Origin of the sequence: Pseudomonas saliphila (assembly GCF_008638345.1) — a bacterium.
In the GTDB taxonomy this organism is placed as follows: Bacteria; Pseudomonadota; Gammaproteobacteria; order Pseudomonadales; family Pseudomonadaceae; genus Halopseudomonas; species Halopseudomonas saliphila.
The window spans coordinates 1-26,129 of sequence record NZ_VTVA01000025.1; the positions used below are offsets into that span (position 1 = coordinate 1).

The 26,129-nt window shown below is 53.8% G+C and carries 23 protein-coding genes and 1 pseudogene; 17 read left to right on the forward strand and 7 right to left on the reverse strand.

All coding sequences use genetic code 11. The features are described from left to right. The coding region (locus tag FHK95_RS18725; RefSeq protein ID WP_206668632.1) for a hypothetical protein at positions 1 to 479 on the forward strand (479 nt) is incomplete at its 5' end. A gap of 355 nt (positions 480 to 834) precedes the next feature. Here FHK95_RS18725 and cadR read toward each other — a convergent pair. After that, complete coding sequence (gene cadR / locus FHK95_RS18730) at positions 835 to 1,257, reverse strand: Cd(II)/Pb(II)-responsive transcriptional regulator (RefSeq protein ID WP_150306175.1); 423 nt, start codon at positions 1,255 to 1,257, stop codon at positions 835 to 837. 166 nt (positions 1,258 to 1,423) lie between these two features. Here cadR and FHK95_RS18735 point away from each other — a divergent pair, with 166 nt between their 5' ends. Continuing rightward, positions 1,424 to 2,251, forward strand: coding sequence for a cation transporter (locus tag FHK95_RS18735; protein WP_408003649.1), 828 nt, complete (start codon positions 1,424 to 1,426; stop codon positions 2,249 to 2,251). Here the strand turns inward: FHK95_RS18735 and FHK95_RS18740 are convergent. Continuing rightward, on the reverse strand, positions 2,241 to 2,693 hold the full coding sequence (locus FHK95_RS18740) for a MerR family transcriptional regulator (RefSeq protein WP_235906834.1): 453 nt from the start codon (positions 2,691 to 2,693) through the stop codon (positions 2,241 to 2,243). The genes FHK95_RS18735 and FHK95_RS18740 overlap by 11 nt on opposite strands. Positions 2,694 to 2,763: 70 nt before the next feature. On the opposite strand from FHK95_RS18740, the gene FHK95_RS18745 reads away from it, so the two are divergent. The 9 genes from FHK95_RS18745 (at position 2,764) to FHK95_RS18785 (ending at position 13,294) form a co-directional block, all read left to right on the forward strand. After that, a complete protein-coding gene (locus FHK95_RS18745; protein ID WP_150306198.1) occupies positions 2,764 to 3,633 on the forward strand; it encodes a cation transporter in 870 nt (289 codons plus the stop codon). Between the two features lie 91 nt (positions 3,634 to 3,724). Next, on the forward strand, positions 3,725 to 3,967 hold the full coding sequence (locus tag FHK95_RS18750) for a hypothetical protein (RefSeq protein ID WP_090272043.1): 243 nt from the start codon (positions 3,725 to 3,727) through the stop codon (positions 3,965 to 3,967). 130 nt (positions 3,968 to 4,097) lie between these two features. Continuing rightward, entirely contained in the window at positions 4,098 to 4,772 is a 675-nt protein-coding gene (locus FHK95_RS18755; RefSeq protein ID WP_090272042.1) for a heavy metal response regulator transcription factor, read from the forward strand. After that, positions 4,769 to 6,160 (forward strand): heavy metal sensor histidine kinase, encoded by a 1,392-nt coding sequence (locus FHK95_RS18760; RefSeq protein ID WP_150306178.1) that lies wholly within the window; start codon positions 4,769 to 4,771, stop codon positions 6,158 to 6,160. Before FHK95_RS18755 ends, FHK95_RS18760 begins: the two co-directional genes overlap by 4 nt. An 89-nt stretch (positions 6,161 to 6,249) precedes the next feature. Next, positions 6,250 to 7,575 carry a TolC family protein gene (locus tag FHK95_RS18765; protein WP_178114848.1) on the forward strand — a complete coding sequence of 442 codons (1,326 nt, stop codon included), beginning with the start codon at positions 6,250 to 6,252 and terminating at the stop codon, positions 7,573 to 7,575. Continuing rightward, the gene (locus FHK95_RS18770) at positions 7,572 to 8,687 is read left to right on the forward strand and encodes an efflux RND transporter periplasmic adaptor subunit (protein ID WP_090272039.1); all 1,116 of its coding nucleotides are present in this window, start codon (positions 7,572 to 7,574) and stop codon (positions 8,685 to 8,687) included. The genes FHK95_RS18765 and FHK95_RS18770 overlap by 4 nt, the downstream gene beginning before the upstream one ends. 14 nt (positions 8,688 to 8,701) lie before the next feature. Next, a complete protein-coding gene (locus tag FHK95_RS18775) occupies positions 8,702 to 11,803 on the forward strand; it encodes an efflux RND transporter permease subunit (RefSeq protein WP_090272038.1) in 3,102 nt (1,033 codons plus the stop codon). 14 nt (positions 11,804 to 11,817) lie between these two features. Further along, positions 11,818 to 12,159, forward strand: coding sequence for a P-II family nitrogen regulator (locus FHK95_RS18780; protein ID WP_090271440.1), 342 nt, complete (start codon positions 11,818 to 11,820; stop codon positions 12,157 to 12,159). 232 nt (positions 12,160 to 12,391) lie between these two features. After that, positions 12,392 to 13,294, forward strand: coding sequence for a cation diffusion facilitator family transporter (locus FHK95_RS18785; protein ID WP_206668633.1), 903 nt, complete (start codon positions 12,392 to 12,394; stop codon positions 13,292 to 13,294). 38 nt (positions 13,295 to 13,332) lie between these two features. On the opposite strand, the gene FHK95_RS18790 is transcribed toward FHK95_RS18785, so the two are convergent. Beyond that, complete coding sequence (locus FHK95_RS18790; RefSeq protein WP_150302180.1) at positions 13,333 to 14,661, reverse strand: OprD family porin; 1,329 nt, start codon at positions 14,659 to 14,661, stop codon at positions 13,333 to 13,335. Between the two features lie 879 nt (positions 14,662 to 15,540). On the opposite strand from FHK95_RS18790, the gene FHK95_RS18795 reads away from it, so the two are divergent. The 5 genes from FHK95_RS18795 (at position 15,541) to FHK95_RS18815 (ending at position 22,061) form a co-directional block, all read left to right on the forward strand. Further along, positions 15,541 to 16,794 (forward strand): TolC family protein, encoded by a 1,254-nt coding sequence (locus tag FHK95_RS18795; protein ID WP_150302179.1) that lies wholly within the window; start codon positions 15,541 to 15,543, stop codon positions 16,792 to 16,794. Beyond that, a complete protein-coding gene (locus FHK95_RS18800) occupies positions 16,791 to 18,251 on the forward strand; it encodes an efflux RND transporter periplasmic adaptor subunit (protein WP_150302178.1) in 1,461 nt (486 codons plus the stop codon). The genes FHK95_RS18795 and FHK95_RS18800 overlap by 4 nt, the downstream gene beginning before the upstream one ends. Further along, on the forward strand, positions 18,241 to 21,396 hold the full coding sequence (locus tag FHK95_RS18805) for an efflux RND transporter permease subunit (protein ID WP_150302177.1): 3,156 nt from the start codon (positions 18,241 to 18,243) through the stop codon (positions 21,394 to 21,396). The genes FHK95_RS18800 and FHK95_RS18805 overlap by 11 nt, the downstream gene beginning before the upstream one ends. Then, positions 21,393 to 21,749: a copper-binding protein gene (locus FHK95_RS18810; protein WP_150306180.1), complete on the forward strand. Its 357-nt coding sequence runs from the start codon at positions 21,393 to 21,395 to the stop codon at positions 21,747 to 21,749. Before FHK95_RS18805 ends, FHK95_RS18810 begins: the two co-directional genes overlap by 4 nt. Positions 21,750 to 21,881: 132 nt before the next feature. Beyond that, on the forward strand, positions 21,882 to 22,061 hold the full coding sequence (locus FHK95_RS18815; RefSeq protein ID WP_150302175.1) for a hypothetical protein: 180 nt from the start codon (positions 21,882 to 21,884) through the stop codon (positions 22,059 to 22,061). A 180-nt stretch (positions 22,062 to 22,241) separates the two neighbouring features. Here FHK95_RS18815 and FHK95_RS18820 read toward each other — a convergent pair. After that, positions 22,242 to 22,495, reverse strand: a pseudogene (locus FHK95_RS18820) (helix-turn-helix domain-containing protein); the annotation flags it as partial. A gap of 72 nt (positions 22,496 to 22,567) precedes the next feature. After that, entirely contained in the window at positions 22,568 to 22,903 is a 336-nt protein-coding gene (locus FHK95_RS18825) for a DUF2790 domain-containing protein (RefSeq protein WP_150302195.1), read from the reverse strand. Positions 22,904 to 23,338: 435 nt separating this feature from the next. On the opposite strand from FHK95_RS18825, the gene FHK95_RS18830 reads away from it, so the two are divergent. Next, the gene (locus FHK95_RS18830; protein WP_150306181.1) at positions 23,339 to 24,715 is read left to right on the forward strand and encodes a heavy metal sensor histidine kinase; all 1,377 of its coding nucleotides are present in this window, start codon (positions 23,339 to 23,341) and stop codon (positions 24,713 to 24,715) included. A 15-nt stretch (positions 24,716 to 24,730) separates the two neighbouring features. Here the strand turns inward: FHK95_RS18830 and FHK95_RS18835 are convergent, their stop codons facing one another. Both FHK95_RS18835 and FHK95_RS18840 read right to left on the reverse strand, forming a co-directional pair. Beyond that, positions 24,731 to 25,414: a heavy metal response regulator transcription factor gene (locus FHK95_RS18835; RefSeq protein ID WP_150306182.1), complete on the reverse strand. Its 684-nt coding sequence runs from the start codon at positions 25,412 to 25,414 to the stop codon at positions 24,731 to 24,733. Between the two features lie 156 nt (positions 25,415 to 25,570). Then, entirely contained in the window at positions 25,571 to 25,897 is a 327-nt protein-coding gene (locus tag FHK95_RS18840; RefSeq protein ID WP_150306183.1) for a four-helix bundle copper-binding protein, read from the reverse strand. Positions 25,898 to 26,129 lie beyond the last annotated feature (232 nt).

Genomic DNA, 26,129 nt, shown 5'->3' on the forward strand with positions numbered 1-26,129 from the left:
AGAAAGTCTTTTTCAGACGTTCCCTAAAAATGAGCAGTGTCGAAGCGCTGGTAGATTACTTCCCATTCGATTCAGGATTCCGCCTTACAGGTGGTGTGATGTTCAATAACAATGACTTCACTGGTAGCGGAAAGCCGAACGTAAACGGACTGGTTGAGATCGGCGGATACGTCTTCACAGCCGATACAGTTGGGCAGGTAGACGCTGAGGTTGAGGTTAGGCGGATCGCTCCGTACCTGGGTGTGAGCTATGGCAACACCTTCAAGGGCAGCGCCTTGTCAGTGAATGCGGACCTCGGTGTGATGTTCCTGGGGCGTCCGGATGCGACCGTACGGGTTTCAGGGGCCGACAATGCGAGCCCCTTTATCCGCAACAGACTCAACGAGGCAGCGCGAAACGAAGAGGGTGACGTCGAGGACCAGTTGGACAGGCTTCAGTATTATCCGCTTGTTCGTGTAGGCCTCACATACGCCTTCTAAGCGTCCAGTCAGCATCACAGCCCGGCTCTATGCCGGGCTTTTCCGTTTCTAGGGTGCGCTGAAGGCCCTATCAGTAGCAATCCATCGTTTGCAGGACGACAACCCTAGAACCGAGAGGCATTGCCGTCCTATACTGTATGGATGAACAGTATAGGGATTGCTATGAACCAGGCAGTTATCATCGGCGAGGTCGCGCTCTCCGGTCATCTAGTAACCCGGATTGAGGCATCTGTTCCGGCGGGATTCCCATCCCCCGCGCTTTTCCCATATCGTTCTCTATGTCAATGTGCAGGCCAATTTTTGTAAACCTATATAAAACAATAATATACCGACTAAATAATCAATCCTATCTACTTTAATTGCGTTGACAATTGTCAGCCGGTTCGCTTCCTTCACTGATTCCCGCCAAGATCCCACAATCGGTTGCTTCGCGCTTATCCGAGCAACGCCCTCTCAGTGCAACAAGCTGTCTCTCAAGTTCATGTAGAGCAGTTATCTGCGATCGCACATGAACAATGTGGTCATCGAGCATCGTGTTCACCGCTGCACAAGGCTGGTGAGGATCGTCCTTATAGCTTTGGAGGTCATGAATCTCTGCCAGTGACAGGTTCAGGATTCGGCAGCGACGAATGAAAGCGAGCCGTTTGGCATGTCGCTCGGTATAGATACGATAACCGTTGTCCTGCCGGCTTGGCGGGTCAAGCAGGCCCTGCCGCTCATAGAACCGAATCGTTTGGGTGTCGATACCTGCTGCCTCTGCTAACTGACCAATACGCATCGTGCTTACTCCAAATCTCAACCGGTAATCCAGCTCCCTTGACCTTATAGCCACTACATAGTTTTAACTATCACAATTCTATTTCTGGTCCGACTGGAGGCGTACTGTGGGAAAGGATCGTGGTGACTCATGTGGTTGTGAGGCGACGCCTGCAAATGGCCCCGATATGCTGGTGTCCGGCGATGCGTCAGTTAGCGTCTTTGCCGTGCCGAAGATGGACTGCCCATCGGAAGAACGAATGATCCGCTTGGCGCTGAATAGTTTTCATAACATTCGAGCGCTCTCCTTTGATTTGTCGAATCGACGATTGACGGTCGTGCACGATGGGGAGGTTGAGCCCATAACGGCAAAACTGACGACCCTGGGGCTGGGTGCATCTCTTCAGGAAACGAGCACTGCCGACACAGGGACGGTCACGGCTGCCATATCCTCTGCAACCTCGGACGCTCAAGAGTCCGGCACTCTACGCTGGTTGCTCGGCATCAATGCGATCATGTTCCTAGCCGAAATGACCGTAGGCTTGATCGCCCAGTCTGCTGGGCTGATTGCTGACTCGCTGGACATGTTTGCCGACGCAGCCGTCTATGGTCTTGCTCTCTATGCCGTAGGCCGCAGTTTGCGGTTGCAAACACGCGCCGCTCATGTTGCTGGCGTGCTCCAATTGGTCTTGGCTCTTGGCGTGTTGATGGAGGTGGGGCGCCGTTTCCTGTTTGGCAGTGAACCTGAGTCCCTGGTCATGATGATCGTTGGCTTCATTGCATTAATCGCTAACACCGTTTGCCTGTTGCTGATATTCAAACATCGTGAGGGCGGCGTGCATATGAAGGCCAGCTGGATATTTTCAGCCAATGACGTGCTGATCAATCTGGGCGTTATCACCGCAGGTGCATTGGTCGCCTGGACGGGCTCCAGCTATCCGGATTTGATTATTGGCACGATCGTGGGTCTTATCGTACTCAACGGTGCCCGGCGCATTTTGGCGCTCAAGGCGTGATAAAGAGTGGCGTGGCGTCTTGGGCGCGCCCGGACAAAGATTCAACGATTCTACAGTCATTGATGACACCGCCTTCGCAGCACGCGCTTAAGCGTTGAAGTTCACGCTCCATCGCATGCAGATCACGAAGACGCATCCGAACCTGTTCGAGCTGCTCTTGCACCTTGGCATCGAGTGCCGCACAGGAAGCTTCGCGCCGGTCAGCAAACCCGAGAAGCACACGAATATCATTGAGACTGAAACCGAGTGCACGGCTACGCCGGATGAAGAGCAGACGATCGTGCTCCTTATCCGTGTAGAGGCGGTAGCCGGCGGCGGAGCGGCCGGCCGGAGGCAATAACCCCAAGCCCTCGTAGTACCGGACGGTCACGGCCTTTGTGTCGGTGGCCTTCGCCAGCTGACCGACCGTGTAGTGTGTCGAACTGCACCGTTCCGTTGTCATGCCGCTTGACCTTATAGTCACTATAGCCTGCATTCTAACATCGAACGTTATCTTGGAAGAGGGTTTGACAATGGATGATTGCTGCGACAGCAAGGGCAGTGAGCTTGCCAAACTGCGCGAGAAGCAGAGCCGGGTGCTCTACATCGTGCTTGCCATAAACGCTGTTATGTTCGTTGTCGAGTTTACGGCCGGCTGGGTCGTGAACTCGACCGCGTTGCTCGGCGATTCGCTAGACATGTTCGGCGATACCCTGGTTTATGCCATCTCGCTTTTCGTGCTGCACCGTGGCACTCGCGCCCGGGCGGGGGCTGCCCTTTTCAAAAGTGGCTTTCTTTTACTATTCAGCATCTTAATTATCGGTGAAGCCATCCGTAAGAGCTTCTTGGGCGTGGTGCCAGAGGCGGGGTGGATGGGTCTGATCGGTCTTGTTGCGCTCGCCGCCAACCTGAGCTGCCTGGCGTTGCTTTATAGTCACCGCAGCGACGACATCAATATGAGCTCGACTTGGTTGTGCTCGCGAAACGATGTTATCGCCAACCTAAGCGTGTTAGGCGCGGCCGGGCTAGTCATGCTGACCCAGTCGCAGTGGCCGGATCTGATCGTTGGGGTGGCACTCGCGCTACTGTACCTGCACTCTTCCGTTCAGGTCGGGCGGGATGCTTGGCCAAAGTGGCGCGGTCGCGATGGACAGCAAGGCGCTGGCAGTGAAGCTGGTGTCGTAGCCCCATCGAGTAGCTGCTGTAAACCTGATGCCGTGACGAAGCAAGAGGCCGGCTGTGAAACGAATGCCGTGGCACAACCGGCCGGCTGTTGCGAAAGCCGCACCGTAACGCCCGCAGACACTTGCTGTGGAACGGGTTCGACAGAGGCTTTTTACAGACAGGGCATTTCCCATCCGAGAGCAGATGCAGCAGAAAAAAAGCGAGGGAGCCCTAAATGACAAAATTGTCATTTAAGGCTAATCCTCTCGTCAGGCTTGAACTGGATAATAGCGGCATGGAATTCATACCCAATGCCAAGCCGAGGGCGCTATGACATATCGCAACATGATGGCCGTATTTAGCATGGCTTTTGTCTTGATGGGAGCCAGTACAGCAGTGCAGGCTGAAGATGGGAGCTTGAAATTGAGGACGATGCTTGCCGATCGTCACGGATATGGTCTGCCTCTTGATGAGCGTAAGGGCAATGAAGTAAAAGAGCGTAAGCAGCGTATCCTGAATAATGATGAGTTATTCTTGAAAACGACAGAAAAATCAGATCCAGCGAACAGATAATTTCAGTTTCATCTCTTGGGTAGTTACTCCTTCAACAAGAGATGTTTTAGGCGCCTTTGGGCGCCTTTTTTTACAATTAGCGACGCCCGCGCATCAGAACACGAAGATGGAAGGCCAAAAAGGTGCAACGATGCGAGTCTTGATCATCGAAGACGAATTGAAGACAGCCGAATATTTGCAACAAGGTCTAAGCGAATCTGGTTACACCGTTGACTACGCTTTAACGGGAACGGATGGAATACACCTGTTCAAAAGCCAGCAGTATGCTTTAGTAATATTGGACGTAAATTTGCCTGGCATGGACGGTTGGTCGATATTGGAGGATATTCGCCGCACTAGCGATGCGCGCGTAATGATGTTAACTGCTAGCGGCAGGCTGTCGAACAAGGTGAAAGGATTGGACCTGGGTGCAGATGATTATCTGGTTAAGCCCTTCGAATTCCCTGAATTGCTGGCAAGAATCAGATCGCTTCTGAGGCGAAGTGAGAAACTGACTGAAACCGACTCTCTGAAAGTGGCTGACCTTGAGGTTGATCCCGCCAGACATCGTGCATACCGAGCAGGGCAGCGCATCGATCTGACTGTTAAGGAATTTTCCTTATTACATCTGCTCATGCGAAATTCTGGTGTCGTTATGACAAGAACTCAAATAATTTCGTTAGTATGGGACATTAACTTCGATTGTGACACTAACGTAGTTGACGTCTCTGTCCGAAGGTTGCGCGCCAAAATAGACGAACCCTTTGACAGGAAGCTAATCCACACCCTGCGCGGGGTAGGGTATGTCCTTGAGGATCGCGGATGACCAAGCCTTTGAGTTTGTCGCTGCGAATTGGATTGTCTGTAGGTGTTATGGGATCAATTCTCGTTATTTTGATATTCAGTCAATCCTGGATGACGCTGCGCAATCAATTGGGAATAATTGCCGAGTCCAGGTTAGAACAAAAGTTAAATCAAATCGAACATGTAATATCAGAGTCTAACCTGTCGCTTGTCAAAGATACTAGCTCGCACCCGCTGGGCGACTTAGTGTCCGGCCATCCAGATCTAGGCCTGCTAGTATGCGATGCTCAAAGGCCGAATAAACTAAATTTTACGGTTGGCTCGGTGCCAAGTCATTTGCTAACTGGAAGTACTTGTACCGTCGAACCTGATACATATAAAAAACGACTCTCTCAGCATGGCATCGAGGCGCTAATAGAATCTAACATCGTGCGCATTGCCGGGAGCAATGAGAGTTTTCTGCTAGTACTCTTCAGTAATCGTTCCGATGATTCCGAATTGCTTAGTGCATACCTGAATTCGACCATATTAGCGGTGCCGCTGTTCCTGGTATTAATTGGGTTCGGATCCTGGTGGATTGCCCGACGAGGAATGGCTCCGCTGAGCAACTTCAGAGAGCTGACTTCCATCGTTACCACAAATGATCTTGATGGAAGAATAATAACCTCTGGTCTGCCCGTGGAGCTTAAAGAGCTAGCAGACAGCGTAAATTTCATGTTGGGAAGGCTTGAGGGCGGCGTGCAACAACTTTCCGATTTTTCGGATGATCTGGCCCACGAATTGCGATCTCCGATTACTAATCTAATGGGGAAAGCGCAGGTGGCTCTTTCTCGAGACAGATTATCCTCCGAATACAAAGAAACATTAGAATCATGTGTAGAAGAGCTCGGCAGAATATCTCGGATCGTTTCAGACATGCTCTACCTTTCGCAAGCTCTTCAGTCGGATTCAGCTGATCTGTCAGATCAAATATCCTTAAAAAGAGAAGCTGAACAGGTAGTCGACCTGTTTAATATTATGGCTGAAGAAAAGGGAATATCGCTGACCGTCCAGGGAGACGGCGTTATCGTGGGCGACAGGCTGATGGTGCAGCGAGCCATATCGAACCTACTATCGAACGCCATCAGACACGCGTCTCACCACAGCAACATTCCGATACTCATCGAGAGTCAAGGTCAATCTATCGTGTTGTCTGTGACAAACGATGGCCCCGGTATACCCGAAGAGCACACCGAAGCGATATTCAAGCGATTTTTTCGCGTGGATAGCGGGCGCTCACGTGACGAAGGAGGGACTGGACTTGGTCTTTCGATCGTCCGTTCGATCATGCAGATCCATCAAGGCAGCGTGACTGTAAATACCAGCACAGCCGGCCCTACGACATTCCAATTGTGGTTCAACCTTATGTGAGGTGGTTTATGCTCGCCCTTATTTGTCGTCTACGTCCGGCCCGATGGCCGCGTCAGGCGAGGCTCCTGTTTGTCTGCAGTATGTTGGGGTTGTCAAACCTTGCTTGGGCAGCCGACCGCGAGACCGCAATACTGACCTTGCCTAAGGCACTAGCTCGTGTTCTGCAGTCCAGCCCCGAGTTGGCTGTTTATCCCTATGAAATCCGTGCCGCCGAAGCGCGAACCCTGCAGGCGGGCCTGCGACCCAATCCTGTTCTTTCCGTGGAAGTCGAAAATGTTCTTGGCAACGGAGCATTTTCGGGGGTTGATGCAATGGAAACCACCCTGGCATTGAGCCAAGTCATTGAGATGGGTAATAAACGCAACTTGCGGCGCGACGTCGGCAGTTGGCAGCGCCAGGCGGTGGAGCGTGATTACGAGCTTGCTCGCCTTGATGTTCTGGCGGCAGCTGCAAGCCGCTATCTGGAAGTGGCGCAAACCCAGAGATTGTTGGATTTCTCCGAGCAGGTTGTTGAATGGACTTTAGCCGCTCAATCCGTGGCCAATAGACGTTTCGACGCTGGTAGCGCAAGCAGGGCCGAGCTTGGTCGCGCACGAACGGATGCGATGCAGGCTGCGCTGGCGGTTAGCAATCTCGAGGTTCGGCTGGCGAATGCCAAGCGCCGCCTGGCAAGTTTGTGGGGGGACAGTGAACCGGATTTTGCGATTGTGGGCGCGGAACTTTTTTCATTGGTGGAGCTTCCGGACTTCGCCCGTATTCGTACTCAACTCGAGCAAGCACCGCAATTGCAGCGATTTCTGACACAGGGCAGGTTACGCGAGGCCGAGCTTGAACTCGCTACCGCTCGCGGCCGACAGAACATTGAGGTCGGCGCCGGGTTCAAACACATTCGGGAAACGAACGATATCGGAATGGTGCTGCAGTTCTCCATGCCGCTGGGCGTTAATGACCAGAATCAGGGAAATATCCAGGCCGCCCGTGAGGGCCTAGCGAAGCTCGATCTGGAAGAGGAGGCAACACGGGTCAAGATTTTTACCGAGCTACACAATGCATACGCACAACTGGAACAGACACGTAACCAGGTCACGGTACTGCGTAACGATATCCTGCCCGAAGCACGGGAGACTCTCGAGTTGATTCAGGACGGTTACAGGGTGGGGCGCTTCTCCTATCTCGAACTCGTGCAGGCCCGGCAGCAAGTGCTGGCCGTCGAGAACGACGCGGTTGTCGCCGCCACCGACTTCCATCAAACCCTTATTACCCTTGAAACCCTGACGGGCCAGCCTCTGACGGGAAGCGGACAAATTCTTACCCGAGCCGATACCGCAAGCGGTGTGTCGTCCGAATTCCGTCTGCCCTACCTGGATGGATCCGCTGGTGCAGAGCAAACGTCACGACAGGAAGAATCTCGATGAACAAACTATTGAATCTGGTACTTGGCAGTTTGCTCCTGGCAGGGCTGCCGCTTCACAGCGCAATTGCGGTAACCGATCCAAAAGTGGAAACACGAGCCGCTCACACCGAGGAGGAAGCTTCGCATCAGCATGAATCGGAAGAACCAGAAGCTGAAGCAGAACATTCTGAAGAGGAGCACGGTGAGCGGGAAGGTGACCATGCTGCGGAAGAAGCAGGACATGACGATCATGACGGTCATGCCGAAGAAGGTCAGGCTGAGGGCCACGAAGGCCACGAGGAGAACGAAGAGCCGGTTCTGACCCTTAGCGCTGATCTGTTACGCGAGTTCGGTGGTGAAATTGCCGTTGCTGACGCGGGTGTCATTCGCCAGCAGGTGTCATTGCCAGGCGAGATCCAACTGAACAAGGAAGCCGTCGCTCACATCAGTCCGCGTTTTGCGGCGAAAATCGTTGAGGTGCGGGCAAAGATCGGCGACAAGGTCAGTGCCGGCGAAACCCTTGCCGTGGCAGAGAGTTCTGAAACGCTTGCACGCTTCAACCTCACATCGCTGATCGACGGCGTGGTGATCAATCGGGACGTTACGTTGGGAGAACATTTGTCACCGGATGACACTGCCTTCGTGGTCGCGGATGTGTCTACTCTCTGGGCTGACATAGCGCTCTATCCCAAGCAAGTACCGTTGGTGGAGGTTGGTCAGCCGGTTCGTCTCAGTACCAGCTATGGCCCAGAGCCGGTTGATGCTCGCATCGACTATGTGGCCCCGTCGGTAGATGAGCGCACGCGTACTGGCCTGGCTCGAGTCTTCCTGCCAAATGAGAGCCGCGCATGGAAACCGGGTATGTTCGTTCAGAGTGATATTGCCATTGGCGAGTACCCGGTAGACGTCGTAGTTCCCGAGGGTGCGATCATTGATTTGGAGGGTCAGCCAACGGTTTTTGTACAGGAAGGCGAGCGCTGGGAGCCGCGGTCAGTGAAGCTCGGTCGCGACGATGGAAAAATGGTCGAAGTCCTGAGCGGTCTTGAACCCGGAGAAAGTTACATTGCCGAGGGCGGTTTCGTGCTTAAGGCGCAGCTGCAGAAGAATGAATTTGAATCCGGTCACAACCACTAGCCCAGGAGAACAGTATGCAAGGCATTATCCGTTTTGCGCTGGATAACCGGCTACTGGTAGTCGTGCTAGCTCTGGCGACCCTGGTGGGCGGCTACTTCGCCTATCGCACCCTGCCGGTGGACGCCTACCCTGACATTTCGCCGGCATTGGTCCAGGTGTTCGTAGAAACTGAGGGATTGGCACCCGAAGAAGTGGAAAAATACGTCACCTATCCGATCGAAAGTGCAATGAATGGTCTGCCAGAACTCGACCATGTGCGTTCGATTTCCAACTTTGGGCTGTCAGTTGTCAATATCTATTTTGAGGATGGAACTGATATCTATTTCGCCCGGCAATTGGTGGGCGAGAGGCTTCAGGTCGCCCGGGAGTCGATTCCCGCCGGTTTTGGCGAGCCGGTCATGGGGCCTATTACTACAGGGCTTGGGCAGATACTGTTTTATGTACTCGAGGACACCAGCGGTCAGTACAGCACTACCGAGCTGCGTGAGATTCAGGACTGGATCGTCAAGTTCAATTTGCAGACCGTCAAGGGCGTAACCGAAGTTCTTTCGATTGGCGGCGAAGTGAAACAGTTTCAGGTGAATGTCGATCCGAACGCGCTGCTTCGCTACGACGTCAGTTTGCCGGAAATCAAGGAGCGTATTGAAGCCAACAACGCCAATGCCGGCGCCCAGTTCATCGTCAAAAATGACGAAGAGTACATTGTGCGGTCGGTGGGTCTTGCCACAGATCTCGAGTCTCTTCGCAACATTGTGGTGAAGACCATCGACGGGACTCCCGTTTATTTGAACCAACTTGGCGATCTGGACATTGGCGGAGAAATTCGCCGCGGACTGACCACCAAGAATGGCAACGGCGAGGTGGTTGTCGGCATGGTGTTGAAGCTGATCGGCAGCAACACCTCCAACGTGATCAATGCGGTAAAGCAGGAGTTGGCGACAATCAACGACAACCTGCCTGAAGGCATCGAGGTGCAGCCGTATTACGACCAGGCTACGCTCGTGAAAGCGGCCGTAACCACTGTGATCAATGCTCTGTTGCAGGGCATCATTCTAGTAGCCCTGGTTCTGCTGGCTTTTATGGGTGGTCTCAGGCCAAGCCTGGTGGTGGCGCTCTCCATTCCGTTTTCGGTCGGCTTTACCTTTCTTGCGATGAAAATTTTCGGAATATCCGCGAACCTGATGTCGCTGGGTGGGCTTGCCATCGCTATCGGTATGATGGTGGATGGCGCGGTTGTGGTGGTTGAAAACGTTGATCGCATGTTGCGCGAAGCCAAGCCTGATGAGTCGCGTCTGCATATCGTGATGCGCGCCTGCCAGTCGGTCGCAAGACCGATCCTGTTTGCGATCAGCATTATCATTGTCGTGTTCTTGCCGCTATTCACTTTACAGGGCGTGGAAGGTGCGACATTCAAACCGCTGGCCTACACGGTGGCGGTGGCGATGTTTGGATCGCTGATCTTCGCGCTAGTGATCGCTCCAGTAGCCGCTTCGCTCCTGATGAGGAGTCCCAAGGTTCGTGAGGACAAGCCACGCAAGGACATCATCAGCTTTCTGCTCAAAGGTTATAAACCACTGGTAGAGGCAATGGTTGCTCGCCGCTGGATCGCGTTGGCGCTGGCGGTCGTCGTTCTGGCCGTGGGCGCTGCAGTAGCGCCGCGTCTGGGCTCGGAATTTGTGCCGCGTCTGAATGAGGGTGACCTGTTGATTCGCGCTACCATGGCGCCTTCTATCTCGCTGGAGAAAGCCAAAACCACTATCACTGTTTTTGAACGGCAATTGATGGAGGATTTTCCGGAGGTAACGCAGGTAGTCTCGCGTATTGGCCGGGGTGAAGTTGGCGCTCACGCCGATCCGGTAAACAACGCCGAGATATTCGTTGCTCTCAAGCCACAGGAGGAGTGGGTAAGCGCGGATACATTGGACGGTCTTTACGCCGCAATGAGCAAGAGATTTGAAGATTTCCCCGGTGCCAAGTTCAACTTCACACAACCTATCGCCGCAGCTGTGGATGAGTTGCTGACGGGGACCAAGGCCGAACTTGCAGCCAAGCTCTTTGGTGATGACCTTGATGTGCTTGTTGAAAAAGCACGAGAGATCGAACAGGTGATGGGCACAGTGCGTGGAGCTCAGGATGTTCAACGCGATCAGATCGGTGGCACACCGCAACTGCGCATTACGTTGGACCGGGCTGCGATCGCCCGCTACGGGCTCAATGTGAGTGATATTCACGATACGTTGAGCGTGGCGGTCGGTGGTAGCGAAGCGGGACAGGTGTTCGAGGGTATTCGTCGTTTCGATATATATGTGCGTCTGAAAAAGGAGGCGCGAAACGAGATGGAAGTCATTCGGCAGTTGATTCTCGAAAACGCCTCCGGCCAGCGGATCCCCCTGGAGGAGCTGGCAAGTATCGAAGAAGTTGTCGGGCCACGGCAAATCACCCGAGAAAACAATCAGCGTTTCATCACCATTCAAACCAACGTGCGTGATCGGGACATCGGCTCCTTTGTTGCCGAAGCCGATGCCGCTATTGCGGAACAGGTCGACTTGCCGCCGGGGTATTTTCTCAAGTGGGGTGGTCAGTTCGAGCTTCAGCAACAGGCCAACAAGCGCCTGATGATCGTGGTGCCGATTACTCTGGCGCTGGTGTTCATAATGCTTTACGCAAACTTTGGTTCGCTGCGTAACGCTTTACTGATCATGCTCAACATCCCGTTGGCTCTGGTGGGCGGTATCGTTGGCTTGTGGTTGACGGGGCAGAGCTTGTCAGTACCTGCGTCAATTGGTTTCATCGCGCTTTTTGGTATCGCATTGGAAAACGGTCTGGTGCTTGTCAGCTATCTCAATGAGTTGGTCAGAGATGGCGTTTCCGTTGCTGAAGCCAGTGTCCGGGCGGCGTGTGCACGTCTGCGAGCGGTGATCATGACTGCTGTGACAACGGCGCTTGGGCTGTTTCCGCTCTTGTTCGCCAGCGGCGCCGGCAGCGAAGTGCAACGGCCTCTGGCCACCGTCGTGGTCGGCGGACTGGTCACAGCTACGATTCTTACCCTGTTGGTTATTCCCGCTCTTTATCAATGGTTCGCTGATAAACCAGCTGATATCGGCGAAACCCGTTGAAAGGAGATAACTCCATGCAAGAGATCAAAGCCTATATCAAGAACCACAAGCTCGAAGCAGTGACCCTGGCGTTGCACCGGGTGAGCGGTATCAGCGGTATGAGTGTCTCCGAGGTGCGTGGTTTTGGGCGGAGCAAGGCCCATACCAGCGCGGCCAACCCGATTGACGGCACGGCGGATTTCGTCAAGCACGTAAAAATCGAGGTGGTGTGTCATAACCAGTACGTGGACGAGGTGGTTCAGGTACTGAAAGACGTGGCCCATACCGGGCTACGGGGTGATGGGCGCATTTTCGTCAGCGATGTCAGACGGGCAATTCGGATCGAGGATGGTGTCGAGGATAGCACTGTCGTCTGATAAACGAGCCGCGTTGATGAAGTTCGTGGCTTTTGGAGTAGCGCTCCCGGCTTCGTCGGGAGGCGCTTCTAACGTTGTTCGTTTTGCCCATGTTGTGTTCACTACTCAATCGAAACGATCGCAAGCACAAGGCAGTCGAAGGGGCTACGACATAACGTCGGGATCGCCACGGCAAAATGGCAGGGTGCATCACCCGATACAAACTGTGATTTCACTAGCGACAGGAGGCAACGTGGGACATCAACATCTACATAACGAACAGGCTGGTGATAAACGCGTCTGGTGGGCGATAGCCGTCAACCTTGTCTTGACCGTGGCGCAAATAGCGGGGGGGATATTTTCAGGGAGCCTCTCGCTGGTTGCCGATGCAATCCACAACCTGAGCGATGCCATCTCGATGGCTATCGCTTACGTTGCCAGGAGAATAGCTCGGCGCCCAGCCAACGAAGAGTGGACGTTCGGGTACGTCCGGGCAGAGATGATTGCAGCGCTTATAAACTACACCACCTTGATTGTGATCGGCCTGTACCTGGTTTACGAAGCGATCTTTCGCTTTTTCGAACCGCAGCCCGTTCAGGGGTGGACGGTGGTGATTATCGCAGCTGTCGCTTTAGTGGTTGACACGATAACGGCCATGTTGACCTATTCGTTATCAAAGTCCAGCATGAACATTCGGGCGGCGTTTTTACACAACGTGTCAGATGCATTGGGGTCCGTTGCGGTCATCATTGCAGGGACTTTGATAATTTTGTATGACTGGGTATTTGTAGATCCCCTGATAACGCTAATGATAGCTGGGTATATATTGTGGCAAGCGTTTACAGAAATAGGCGGCGCCATACGCATACTCATGTCTGCCACACCAAAAGATATAGATCCCCAGGAGGTTATATCAAGGTCGTTGGCCATTTCAGGGGTGTGTGGCGTTCATCACCTGCACATCTGGCTCATAGATGAACACCGGACATCACTTGAGGCCCACGTTGTGATTGAGGATCAATTGATGAGCCGAAGTGAGGACATAAAGAATGATGTCAAGAAAATGCTCAAAAATACCTTTTCCATTCATCATGTTACGTTAGATGTGGAATCTACATCGGGAGAATGTGGCGACGCGAAAACGATTGGCCATTGAAAACGAAAGGCGCCCCTGGGCGCCCATATCAAGTCAGATCAGATAATATCAAGCGGGTATTCTATAATAATCCTGACTTCATCTAGATCCGACTCAAAAGCAGTTGCACGTGCAGTAGCCTGGCGCACTCTAAAAGACAGGCCATGGAATTTTCCGGACTGCACTATGTATTGGGCTTCGATGTCTCTCTCCCAACGCTTCTGGTCAGTAAGCGGGTCGCCACCAGCATCCCGTCTCATATATACCGCGTTAGCATTTGAATAGTCGGCCTCGCTTCCTTTGGCATAACGGGTCATAAATGAAAGTCCTGGCACGCCATACTCAGTCACATCCAGATCATAACGAAGCATCCACGACCGTTCTTTTGGTGCGTTGAAATCATTATACTGGGATGCGTTATCGAGAAAGATTGCATCGGATTGCCGCAGATAATCGAAATCGTCATCTCCGTGGTTGCGCTGGTGGGACACCGCGATACTGTGGGCACCAGTCGCGATTCCGACTTTAGCGCTCCATATCTGGTTGCTAAATTCTCCAAGTAGCTTTTTTCCTTCATCGCGGGCGTCGTAATAATTTATGCCGCCAAACAGCGAAAGCCGTTCAGAAACCGGCAGCTCACTGGAAATACCAACATACGTTTGATCCCAGGCGTCTTTAAGGCGGCTTGTGTATAGGTTGAACCCTAATGCGGGATTGAGGATATAGTCCCCTCCGAAATAAGCCACCCATGGGGAGTCGACAGGACCTGCGTAAAATGTCGCGAAATCATCATGCATACTGCTGCTGGTTGGTTGGCTCATGCCAGTGAGTCGACCGCCTTGCACAGTCAACCCGTCAATATGAGTATTGACGAGCGTAACGCCTCGGAAGCTTTCAGGAAGTAGCCGGGAATCTCCATAATGGACTACAGGGGTCGTCGGAAACACGTCGCCGACTTTAACGACCGTGTCAAAAGCACTTAATTTTGCCGCCGCGCCGAACTTTGTGTACTCATCCTCAGCTTCGCCTTGACTGTCGGTGGGAAGAACGTCAAAGGTGCTGCGTGCGCCGTTTCGTCCGTCGCCAGTATCAAGCTTCAGGCCCAGCATTGCAAAAGCGTCCAAGCCAAAACCAACGGTACCTTCGGTAAACCCAGACTCGAAATTAGCTATTACGCCGTGCGCCCACGCTTCAGAATATCCTGTCCCTTTCGGACTGAACTGACCATGACGGTCGTCTCGATTAAAATAGAAATTTCGGTTCAGCACCGATAGGTTGCTTCCATCTACGAAGCCAGATGCAATACGTTCTTGTGCTGATACCGCTTCGGAGTGAACGGCAAAAAATATCGACGAGGCAATCAACGTGCGGCTGATGTTTTTATTCATATGATTTTCGTCTTTTTAGGAGGCTTTTTGGAACGAACGTTTTATCGTATTCCTCTCAGAATTGCGGGTAGATTGCAGCAGCATTACAATTCTGTAATACGACCAGGCGCGGTAGGTCTTTTTAACCTGACTGTAATGGTTATGGATGCGCGGAGTGGCCGATGTTGATTCATGTTTGAGCAGACAAAAGCTGATGATCAGTCGCTACGCACTTCGCCAGCGGATGCGATCTTGTCTGGATGAAAAGGTGATCTCGCTCATTCCGCTTGCGCTAGCGTGCCCTGCGCACGCGTCCAGCTTTTGAAACTGACATAAAAGTAATTTTAGGCTCACTTTTCTGTCAGCAAGGTTTGATAATCTAAGCTGTATCAACTGACCGGAGAATATGTAGAAAGGGATCTGTTACGTCCTCTTCGCATGCTACTAGCCATAAATCTATGATCACGTGTCGGAACTTGCTTCTTGTTTTTCTCATGCTGCTTGCGCTTCCCTTCACCGGGACGGCGCAAACCATGACGCCCGACACGCATCATGCCATGAACCAGTCGAGCCTTGCTTCCAGCACAGTCGCGTCCGAAATGGCCACCTCTGCACATGACTGTTGTGCACAAGACCCCGCCGCCTCAGTCTGCGAAAACGGTCAGGAATGCAAAACCATTAGTCTGTTTCAGCTCGCGTTCGGCAAGGTCACTGTGCCGGCGCTCAGCCCACGCCCCTCTGTCTCCCTTCCTGGTCAGGTCCCGACTCGCGCACCTGACATTGTCTGGCATCCTCCCCGTAGCTGATTTCGCTCGTGTTCCCTAGTTTCGCCTGACCCCTTGGGGTGGGCGGTTAAGGCATGCCGATGGCGTGCGCTAGAACATCAACGGAATCGAAGACATGAATTACCGAATCCTCGGGGTGCGTTCCTACGCAGCGGCTTTGTTGTTTGGCCTACTGGCTGTGCCCAGTACGTCGGCAGCACTCACTCTTGAAGAAGCCATCAGTCTGGCTGAGCGGGAAGCCCCTTCATTGGCTGCGCGCAATGCAAACCTTCAAGCCGCTCAAAGTTCGGTGGCCCCGGCGGGTGAGCTACCGGACCCAAAGTTGAAGCTTGGTCTCCAGAGCCTCCCTGTCGAAGGTGAATCCAGCCTGCGATTGGGCGCTGAGCCCATGACTATGCAAATGATCGGCGTTATGCAAGAGGTTCCTAACCGGGCCAAGCGACGGGCACGCGTAGAAACCGCTGAAGCAACTGTGGCACTGGCGCATGCCCAGCAAAAAATCGAGCGCCTTAAGGTTCGTCAGCTGACAGCTGAGGCTTGGATTGCCACGTTGGCAGCGGAGCAAAAGCTGAGCATTTTTGACCAGCTCTATGCAGAAAATCGTCTCTTATCTCAGGCCGTTAAAGCAAGAATCGCTGGTGCTCGCGGAATGGCGAGCGATAGCGTTCTACCAAAGCAGGAAGCGGCTCTTTTGGCCGAACAAAAAGATGTGCTGGTGCGCAACGAAGCTGTTGCCCGTGCGGAGCTGCAGCGCTGGATTGGCGAGGCTGCTAGCGTGCCGCTGGAGGGAAGCTGGCCAGTGTGGCGGGGTGATCTCGATCAATACCGGCACAATCTTGACCGCCACCCCGAGCTGTTGGCCTTCGATCCTTTGAGTGACCGCGCTGAGGCGAAGATTGCCGAAGCCATTTCGGATAAAAGGCCCGACTGGGGGTGGGGCGTGGATTATCAACATAGGGGGGGCGGGTTCGGCGACATGGTCAGTCTCAGTGTCAGCTTCGATCTGCCGGTGTTCGCAGGTTCCAGACAAGAACCGAAAATCGCCGCTGAGCGCGCCCGTCTGGCGGAGCTGGAGGCCGAGCGGCAAGCAAGGCTGCGCCTGTATAACCAAGAGCTTGCAGCCGATGCCGCAGAGCTGCAACGGCTCAATCGAGCGCTTTCTCGATTCGATGAAACACTGCTTCCGCTCGCTGAAGAAAAGGTGCGTCTGGCCATGGCGGATTACCGGTCCGGAAATGGTGAGCTCATCTCCGTTATTGATGCACGGCAGGAGCTTGTCGAAATGCGCTTGCGCCGTGTGGATCTCGCCCGTGACCGCTCTCTGACCAACGCCCGCCTACATTTCGCCTTTGGAGACATCCAGCCATGACATTTCGAATCAAGCGACTGGCTCTGCTGATTAGCCTACCCATGCTGCTGAATACAGGACTAGCCGGGCTAGCTCTAATGGCAAGCAACGCCGGGGCTCAGTCTGCCGAGCAGAACGAGCGAGAAGTTCTTTATTGGTACGATCCGATGTATCCGCAACAGCGCTTTGACGCACCTGGCCCCTCTCCTTTCATGGATATGGAGCTTCTGCCGCGTTATGCCGACGAAGGGGGCGATGGCGCATCGATGACCATCGACCCCGGTGTAATGCAGAACCTGGGAATGCGGATCACCTCAGTCACACGCGAACCTATCAGTCAGACCGTCGAGGCGGTTGGTACTCTGGCTTTCGATGAACGTGACGTCGCCATTGTGCAGGCTCGCAGCGGTGGCTTCGTCGAGAAGGTCTACGATCGAGCGCCGGAAGACGTGATAGCGAAAAATGCGCCATTGGCCGATCTCTTCGTACCGGAGTGGGCAGCTGCGCAGGAAGAATATCTTGCTTTGCGCAGCATAAACGAACCGCAGCTGGTCGCTGCCGCTCGCCACCGTCTTCGCCTCGCTGGTGTTCCGTCTGACGTTATTGCGCAACTCGAGCGCAGCGGCAAAGCCAGGTCAACCTGGACTATAACGAGTCCCATCAGTGGCGTACTCCGTTCCCTTGACGTCCGCGAAGGGATGACACTGCCTGCCGGCGCGTCCCTTGCCCGCATCAACGGACTGGAAAACGTCTGGCTGGAAGTTGCCGTACCTGAAGCACAGGTGGCCAACCTAAACGTTGGTCAAACCGTCGAAGCCAGGCTACCCGCCTACCCGGGCGACAGCCTGGAGGGTTCTATCGAGGCAGTATTACCGCAGGCCAACCTGGATAGCCGAACGGTACGGGTTCGGATCGAACTACCCAATCCTGACCTACGCCTGCGCCCTGGAATGACTGCAGACGTCACTCTCAGTCGCGATAAAGACGTTGCGCTGGTTGTGCCCACCGAGGCACTGATTCGAACCGGTCGACGTACGCTCGTCATGCTCGCCGAAGGCGAGGGCAAGTTCCGCCCGGTAGAAGTTCAAGCCGGCCGTGAGACCGAAGACAAGACAGAGGTGTTGGCCGGTTTGGAGGAAGGCCAGCAAGTGGTGGCGTCAGGGCAATTCTTGCTTGACTCCGAAGCCAGCCTGCGTGGATTGACTGCTCAGCTGAAACAATCAACGCAAACCACAGGACAAGCCTTACACGAGGCCGAGGGCACCATCATGAGCCTGGAAGACGGCATGGTCGGCTTGGCCCACGGTCCGTTCAAGACATTGAACATGCCCGGCATGACCATGGCGTTCCCTGCCGCAGACAAATCCCTGCTGGAAGGACTTACCGAAGGGGATCGCGTCCGTGTGGGCGTTAGCGAAAGCGACGAAGGCCTTCTTATTGAGCAGATCGAACAACTCGGGGGCGGCCATGATCACTAACATCATTCGATGGTCGGTAACCAACCGATTTCTGGTATTGCTTGGCACGCTGTTTTCAGTTGCCTGGGGCATATGGTCAATACAAAACACAGCCGTTGATGCTTTGCCTGATCTGTCCGACGTTCAGGTCATCATCCGCACGCCCTATGCCGGTCAAGCCCCACAGATCGTTGAAAATCAGGTCACCTACCCGCTGGCGACAACCATGCTATCGGTACCTGGGGCGAAGACCGTACGGGGCTATTCATTCTTTGGCGACAGCTACGTTTATGTGCTCTTCGAGGACGGGACTGACCTTTACTGGGCGCGCTCTCGGGTCCTTGAGTACCTCAGCCAGGTTCAAAGTCGCTTGCCCGACGGAGCCGCTCCAGCACTTGGCCCGGATGCCACCGGAGCAGGCTGGGTTTATCAGTATGCCTTGGTTGATCGTACCGGCCAGCACGATCTAGCCCAGCTGCGCTCGTTGCAAGACTGGTTCCTGCGCTATGAGCTCAAGACTCTCCCAAACGTGGCCGAGGTAGCGGCGATCGGGGGGATGGTCAAGCAGTACCAGGTGATGCTCGACCCAGTGCGCATGGCTAACCGCCAGATAACGCAGCAGCAAATCATACAGGCGATCGACGGGGCCAACCAAGAAACAGGCGGGAGCGTACTAGAGCTCGGAGAAAGCGAGTTTATGGTCCGCGCTTCGGGTTATCTCGCTTCGTTAAAGGACTTTCGCGCTATTCCACTGCGCTTGGATACGAATGGTGTGCCGGTAACACTCGGTGACGTCGCGCATATTCAGCTTGGCCCGGAAATGCGCCGTGGGATTGCCGAACTGGACGGCGAAGGCGAAGTGGTGGGCGGTGTAGTGATTCTGCGCAGCGGAAAAAATGCCCGTGAAACCATTACCGCCGTGCAGGCCAAACTGGAAGATCTCAAGAAAAGTTTGCCCGATGGGGTCGAGGTGGTCACCACTTATGATCGCAGCGAGCTGATTGATAGCGCCGTAAAGAACCTCAGTTATAAGCTGCTGGAAGAGTTCATCGTCGTGGGGTTGGTGTGTGCCTTGTTCCTCTGGCATTTACGTTCATCGTTGGTAGCGATCGTGTCGTTGCCGGTCGGTATCTTGATCGCTTTTATCATCATGCAACGACAAGGCGTCAACGCTAACATCATGTCCTTGGGTGGCATTGCGATCGCAATCGGCGCCATGGTTGATGCCGCTATCGTAATGATTGAAAACGCGCATAAACACATCGAAGCGTGGCATAAGAACAATCTCAACAAGAAGCTTGAGGGCGCCGAGCACTGGAAAGTAATAACCGATGCCGCGATCGAAGTTGGTCCGGCTCTGTTCTTCAGCCTGCTTATCATTACGTTGTCATTCATTCCGGTGTTCACGCTGGAAGCTCAGGAAGGGCGATTGTTTGGCCCGCTGGCATTCACTAAAACCTATGCCATGGCTGCAGCCGCAGGGCTCTCGGTCACCCTGGTCCCGGTGCTGATGGGGTACTGGATCCGTGGGAAAATCCCTGATGAACATCGTAATCCCATCAACCGTGGACTTATCCGGGCGTACCAGCCAGCCCTTGAAGCAGTGCTCCGTTGGCCGAAGGTCACCATAGCAGTCGCTATAGTCGTTTTCCTTACAGCTCTCTGGCCGATCTCTCGCCTGGGTGGAGAGTTTTTGCCGTCAATGGATGAAGGCGACCTGCTCTATATGCCGACTGCGCTACCGGGTCTGTCGGTTCAGAAAGCGTCAGAGCTTCTGCAACAAACTGATCGCATGATCAAAACCGTTCCCGAAGTGAAGCGAGTCTTTGGTAAGGCAGGTCGTGCCGATACCGCAACCGATCCCGCACCCTTAACCATGTTCGAGACAACCATCCAGTTCAAGCCGAAAGACCAATGGCGACCAGGCATGACGCCGGAAAAATTGGTAAAAGAGCTGGACCAGGCGGTGCAAGTTCCAGGACTGGCCAATCTCTGGATCCCACCCATTCGGAACCGCATGGATATGCTGGCCACCGGGATCAAAAGCCCGATCGGGGTCAAGGTATACGGCGCGGACCTGGCCCAGATTGACAAGGCGACCCAATCCGTTGAGCGCGTCGCCAAGACGGTCCCGGGCGTGAGCTCAGCTGTCGCCGACCGCATCACCGGCGGACGCTATATTGATGTCGACATTGATCGAGCCGCAGCTGCGCGGTATGGGCTGAACATAGCTGATGTGCAGTCCATCGTGGCTGGTGCGGTCGGCGGTGCCAATATCGGCGAAACCGTCGAGGGGCTGGCCCGTTATCCAATCAGCCTGCGTTATCCGCGCGAATGGCGTGATTCGCTGAGCGATTTACGTAATCTGCCGATCTACACCCCGCAGGGAAGTCAGATCACCCTGGGCACCGTGGCGCAAGTCAAGGTGACGGATGGCCCGCCGATGCTCAAAAGCGAAAATGCCCGACTCACCGGCTGGGTATACGTTGACGTGCGCGACCGGGATATGGCGGCGGTGGTGGATGATCTGCGTACAAGGATTGACGAGGAGGTGACGCTTGAATCGGGCATGAGCATCAGCTACTCGGGGCAGTTCGAGTTCATGGAGCGCGCCAACGCCAAACTGAAACTGGTCGTACCGGCCACCCTGTTGATCATTTTTGTGCTGCTTTATCTGATTTTCAACAGGTTCAGCGAAGCCTTGTTGATCATGGCAACACTCCCGTTCGCCCTGACCGGCGGTGTCTGGTTCCTGTACCTGCTTGATTACAACCTTTCGATAGCGACCGGTGTCGGCTTCATTGCGCTGGCAGGGGTGTCGGCCGAGTTCGGCGTCATCATGCTGCTGTACCTGACCAATGCCTGGACCGAGCGTCAGGGTGCGGGACGTACGGATAAACAAGCTCTACTGGAAGCGATCCGTGAGGGCGCCGTGCAGCGAGTTCGACCCAAGGCGATGACCGTGGCGGTCATCATCGCTGGTCTGCTGCCAATCCTGCTTGGCAGTGGCACCGGTAGTGAAATCATGAGCCGTATAGCCGCGCCAATGGTTGGCGGCATGATCACCGCGCCTCTTCTGTCCCTGTTTGTACTCCCGGCTGCTTATCTCTTGATGAGGCGCCGATCCATTGAGCAAGCCAAACCACAAGTTGGAGATTCACAATGAAAACGAAACTGGCACTCATTCTTAGCCTGGCACTGACTCCGGCAGCCTTCGCCGATGAAATGAAGGGTATGGAAATGAAACAGAGCATGCCCATGGGCGAAATGAAAATGGAGCAAAACGATACGACAACGAAGACAGCCAAGGCAACTGGAACTGTTCGCAAGATCAATCAGGAAAAAGGAACCGTGACCATCGCACACGGGGCCGTGCCGGCGCTTGACTGGCCACCCATGACGATGGGCTTCAAGGCTACGGCCGAACAGCTTGAGCAGCTCAATGAAGGTGACGAGATTGAGTTCGAATTCACCTCGAAAGGCATGAGTTCATCCATCACTTCGCTTAAGCAATTGTAACCATGCCGATGGCTACCGCCAGCTGGTGCGGTAGCCCGGCTAGCTGAACGTTACGCAACTGTAAGGATCCCAACAGCTTGTCGTCAGCCTTAGCCGGGTAATCTATAGCCATTCCCAACAATGAGGTGACAAATGAACAAACTAACTAAAGTAATTATCCCGCTAGTTCTGGCGTTCGCGTCTTCAGTAGCGATGGCGGAAGATGGCAGTGATTATGCGCTGACTAGCGTACCCCGTGCTCAGGCGCCAAAAATGCTGCAGGAGTCGCCGCAGCAAAATCAGCAATTAGCCCAAGAAGCAGTTGAAAGCTGAGCACTGAACCTAGCGACACAACATCCGCCCGAACGCTCATTGGCTGCCGTTATTTGAGCAACAACGCGGCTCGCGACAATAGACCCTGGTGCAGCGTTGGTAAAACTTGCTGAGTTTGGTCCACGCAACATATCGTTAGGGCATCGAAAAGGCGGTTGCAGAAGCTGAGGGCAACACAGTCATATAGACCACCAACTCGAAGCGCTTGCTACCGGGAAACAGCTTTCGTGTCGGTCGACAAGCCTGGCGACGGCCTGCATCTGTTGCTGGACCACGCGGGCCGAGTAGCCACCACTGGTATCTCGATTGCGGCGCAGCTCCCGGCTGATGGTCGAAGGGGATCGGGTGATCTTACCCAGGCTCAAGCCTGGGGCATGACCGATTTGTATGTTGGCGCGTTCTTCAACGCTGAGTTCGGAATAAGATAGCGGCAGCACCGTACCGGAAAGGTCAGGTGTTGCACTCGGTTTTTGCGCCCGCCCCGTTAAAGAAGAAAGCCAATTGAATCATCCTTCGTTTCCTCGGCACTTCGTGCCAGAGGCACGATACTCAAGTATTTTCAGATCCCCGTTGGAATCTTTGTACGTCATCTGGGCAGGCATTACACCGCAGCCAATACGTGTCGATGTGATATGTATGACACGCTCAATATCCAGGTTCATTCCATAGCGGTAATGAACAATCTCCGGGGGGGCTTGGTCAGTTGATAATGCATGCTCCTTCCATCTATTTTCGTTCTCTTTAATCATAGAGCCATAAACGGGATCACTGCTGCCGTCTGCCATTACGAACGGAGAAACAAAACTGATTGAAAATGCAGCAATTTTTGATCGAATGCCCATGCGTGTCTGCCTATAAAAAATATCCAGAGCAGATGGTGTCACATTATACCTGTCACCAAGGTGACACAGACATTACATTGGATTAATGCCACGAACTACTGACGAACTCATCAAAATAAAGAATAATATAAATTTATTGCATAAGCCTCCCAACTGGCCTGCTTTACAGGACATGACAAGCGCCTTCCGTTGGTTTCTTTCTGTATATATATTGCGTTAGCAGTTTGCATCACTTTGCGCAAGTCGAATGACGTTCCGGCAATTTAGGCCGCCAAATAGCGAAAATCGTTCAGGCAAGGGCGACTCATTAGAAATACCAAAATAACTTTGATACCACGGGCCCTCAAGACTACTCGTATACAAGCTGAACCCCAGCGCAGGGTTTAGGATAAGATGTATCTTCACTTTTGGCTCAATACTTAACGAGAGGCAGCAATGAGCAGGTTGTCATTACGCGGCAGGATGGCGCTTCTTTTTGTAATCGTGGTGACAGCAGTGCTGAGTCTCGCCGCCGTCAGCTTCGACTATTTTTGTCGTCTTCATTTCGACAGACAAGATGCGCAGCTTCTTGACCGCAAGGTTTCCGCGCTGGAAGCCATCCTGACGCGCGGGAGCGGGTTGGACCCTTCGATGGTTTCGGACATTGATCGACTGATCGACACCTCTTTTGGCTTCGCTGCCGCGATCCTGGCCGGAGACCAAGTGATCTATTCCCATCACAACCTGTCCGAAAAGATGATGTCATCGATAAGCCCCGGCCAGGACGACCGATGGCTGATTGATGTTGGGCCCAATCGCTACAGCGGAATTACACAAAGAATTGCAGGGTGGGCCGACGGGGAGGCGGGGACAATCCACTTGGCACTCGATGTCACGCATCGCACGCATTTTTATGAAATGATCCGACAGTGGTTCATTTACACGCTCGTGGTCAGTGCGATTTTAAGTGGTGCGCTTGGCTTCGCCTTCATTCGCAGGGGGTTGAAGCCAATATCCAAGCTGTCCAGAACGTCTTCCATCATCACTGCTAATTGTCTGGATACCCGAATCTCAACTGAGTCAGTACCAACTGAACTGCACGAACTCGTCGATAACTTCAACGCAATGCTTGAGCGACTGGATCAGTCCTTCTTGCGTCTATCAGACTTTTCCGCTGACATAGCGCATGAACTGCGGACCCCGCTAAATAGCATGCTGACGCAAACTGAAGTAGCGCTGATGAAGGATCGCGACAATGCCGACTACAAGGACACTCTCTTCTCGACCCTTGAAGAGCTGCGTCGAATGGCGCGCACGGTTGATGAAATGCTTTTTCTCGCCAAAGCGGATAATGGCATGATTACGCCTGATTTCGAAGATCACGATCTGACTGCGATTGCTTCGAGCGTGCTGGAATATTACGAGTATGCCGCCGACGAAAAAGGGATCAAACTCGTCGTTCATAGCGACGGCCCAACGCCGGTGAGGGGAGACAACCTTATGCTACGCCGGGCGATCTCAAACGTGATGTCGAACGCGGTTCGCTATGGGAAGACAGACACGTCAATTAATATCACTGTCTCGCAAGCTGGCCCGTGGGCGGGACTGAGCGTGAGCAATCAAGGCCCAACGATCCCGCGCGAACATATCGATAAGCTATTCGATCGCTTCTACCGCGTGGATAGTGCCCGACGAGAAGGCAGCACCCTGAATGCCGGCCTGGGGATGGCCATCACCAGCACAATAGTAGAAGCGCATAAAGGATCGATCGTTTGCCGGTCAACTGAGGGTGTCACAACCTTTGAGATGAAGTTGCCTGCAGCCGCAGCCTGATCCGCTATGTGGAACCTACCTGGGGTCCGCACCGTCGATAAAGTAGCCCATGCCCCGCACGGTATGGATCAACTTTACCGGGTAATCGTCGTCAATTTTGGCCCGCAGCCGGCGAATGGCGACCTCGATTATGTTGGTGTCGCTGTCAAAATTGATATCCCACACCTTCGAGGCGATGAGCGATTTGGATAGCACTTCACCACGTCGGCGAAGCAGGAGTTCCAATAACATGAATTCCTTGGCAGTAAGGTCGATGCGCTTCCCACCGCGCTCTGCTCTGCGCTTGAGCAGATCGACCCGGAGATCCTCGATGGCCATGATCGTCTGCACGGTGGCACCGTTTTTCCGGCGCAAAAGCGACCTCACCCGAGCAAGCAATTCGGAGAAAGCGAAGGGTTTAATCAGATAGTCGTCTGCCCCGAGCTCCAAACCTTTGACTCTATCTTCGACCCTGTCTCGGGCCGTGAGAAACAACGCAGGCGTCTCACTACCAGCGGCACGCACCCTCTCAAGCACCTGCCAGCCCTCCAGACCTGGCATCATCACATCCAGAATTAGCAAATCATATTGTTCGTCAAGGGCTTGCTGGACCGCATCGATGCCGTTCGTGACCAGGTCAACCACGAACCCTGCTTCAGTTAAGCCCTTTTTCAGGTAAATGCCGGTCTTCGGCTCATCTTCTGCGACCAAAATTTTCACAATTAAGCTCCTAAGCGAAAGCTCATTGTGCCGATCTCCGCCGGGGGAAGCCATTTCCTTTCAGAAATGTAATGAGGTTGAGTTTAACGTATCATCTTTGCTCAGTTTTCGCCTGGATTGGCGCGCCCGTACTTGTCCCGAACGCGCCAAGCGACCTTAACCAGCCATCCGCTCACATTCTTCGGCGCAGGCCATACAAGCCTCTGCACAGCGCTGACAATGATCTGCTTCATGCTTTTTGCACTCTTCGCCACAGGCGCGGCAGATCTGAGCACAGATTCGGCAAACTTCCTTGGCGTACTCACTGTCTCGGGCCATGAAGTTAGCGGCCAGTTGGCAGATATCCGCGCAGTCAAGATCGAGCTTGATGCAACGAGTCATCATCTTCACATCGTCTTCGCCGAGGCACGCAGCGGCGCAGGTTTGGCATACGATCGCACAGTTGCGACAGGCCTGGATGCATGATTCAAATTCGGAATTCATGTGTGTCTCTCCATTGTAAAGGTTGGTTTGTGCCGCCTCGCTAGTCGGGCGGGCACATGCTTGTGATTAAAGGAGAGGAGAGAAGTTTTACCCTGAGGACCTAACTGACAGGATTGTAATGTCCCGATCAGGCGGGCGACATACTCGTCTGGTATCTTCCTTGACGAGACTGCTGTTTGGGTGGGCTCCTTCTCTCTACAAGTTCTTACTCCTTTTTGTGGAGATGTTTCGC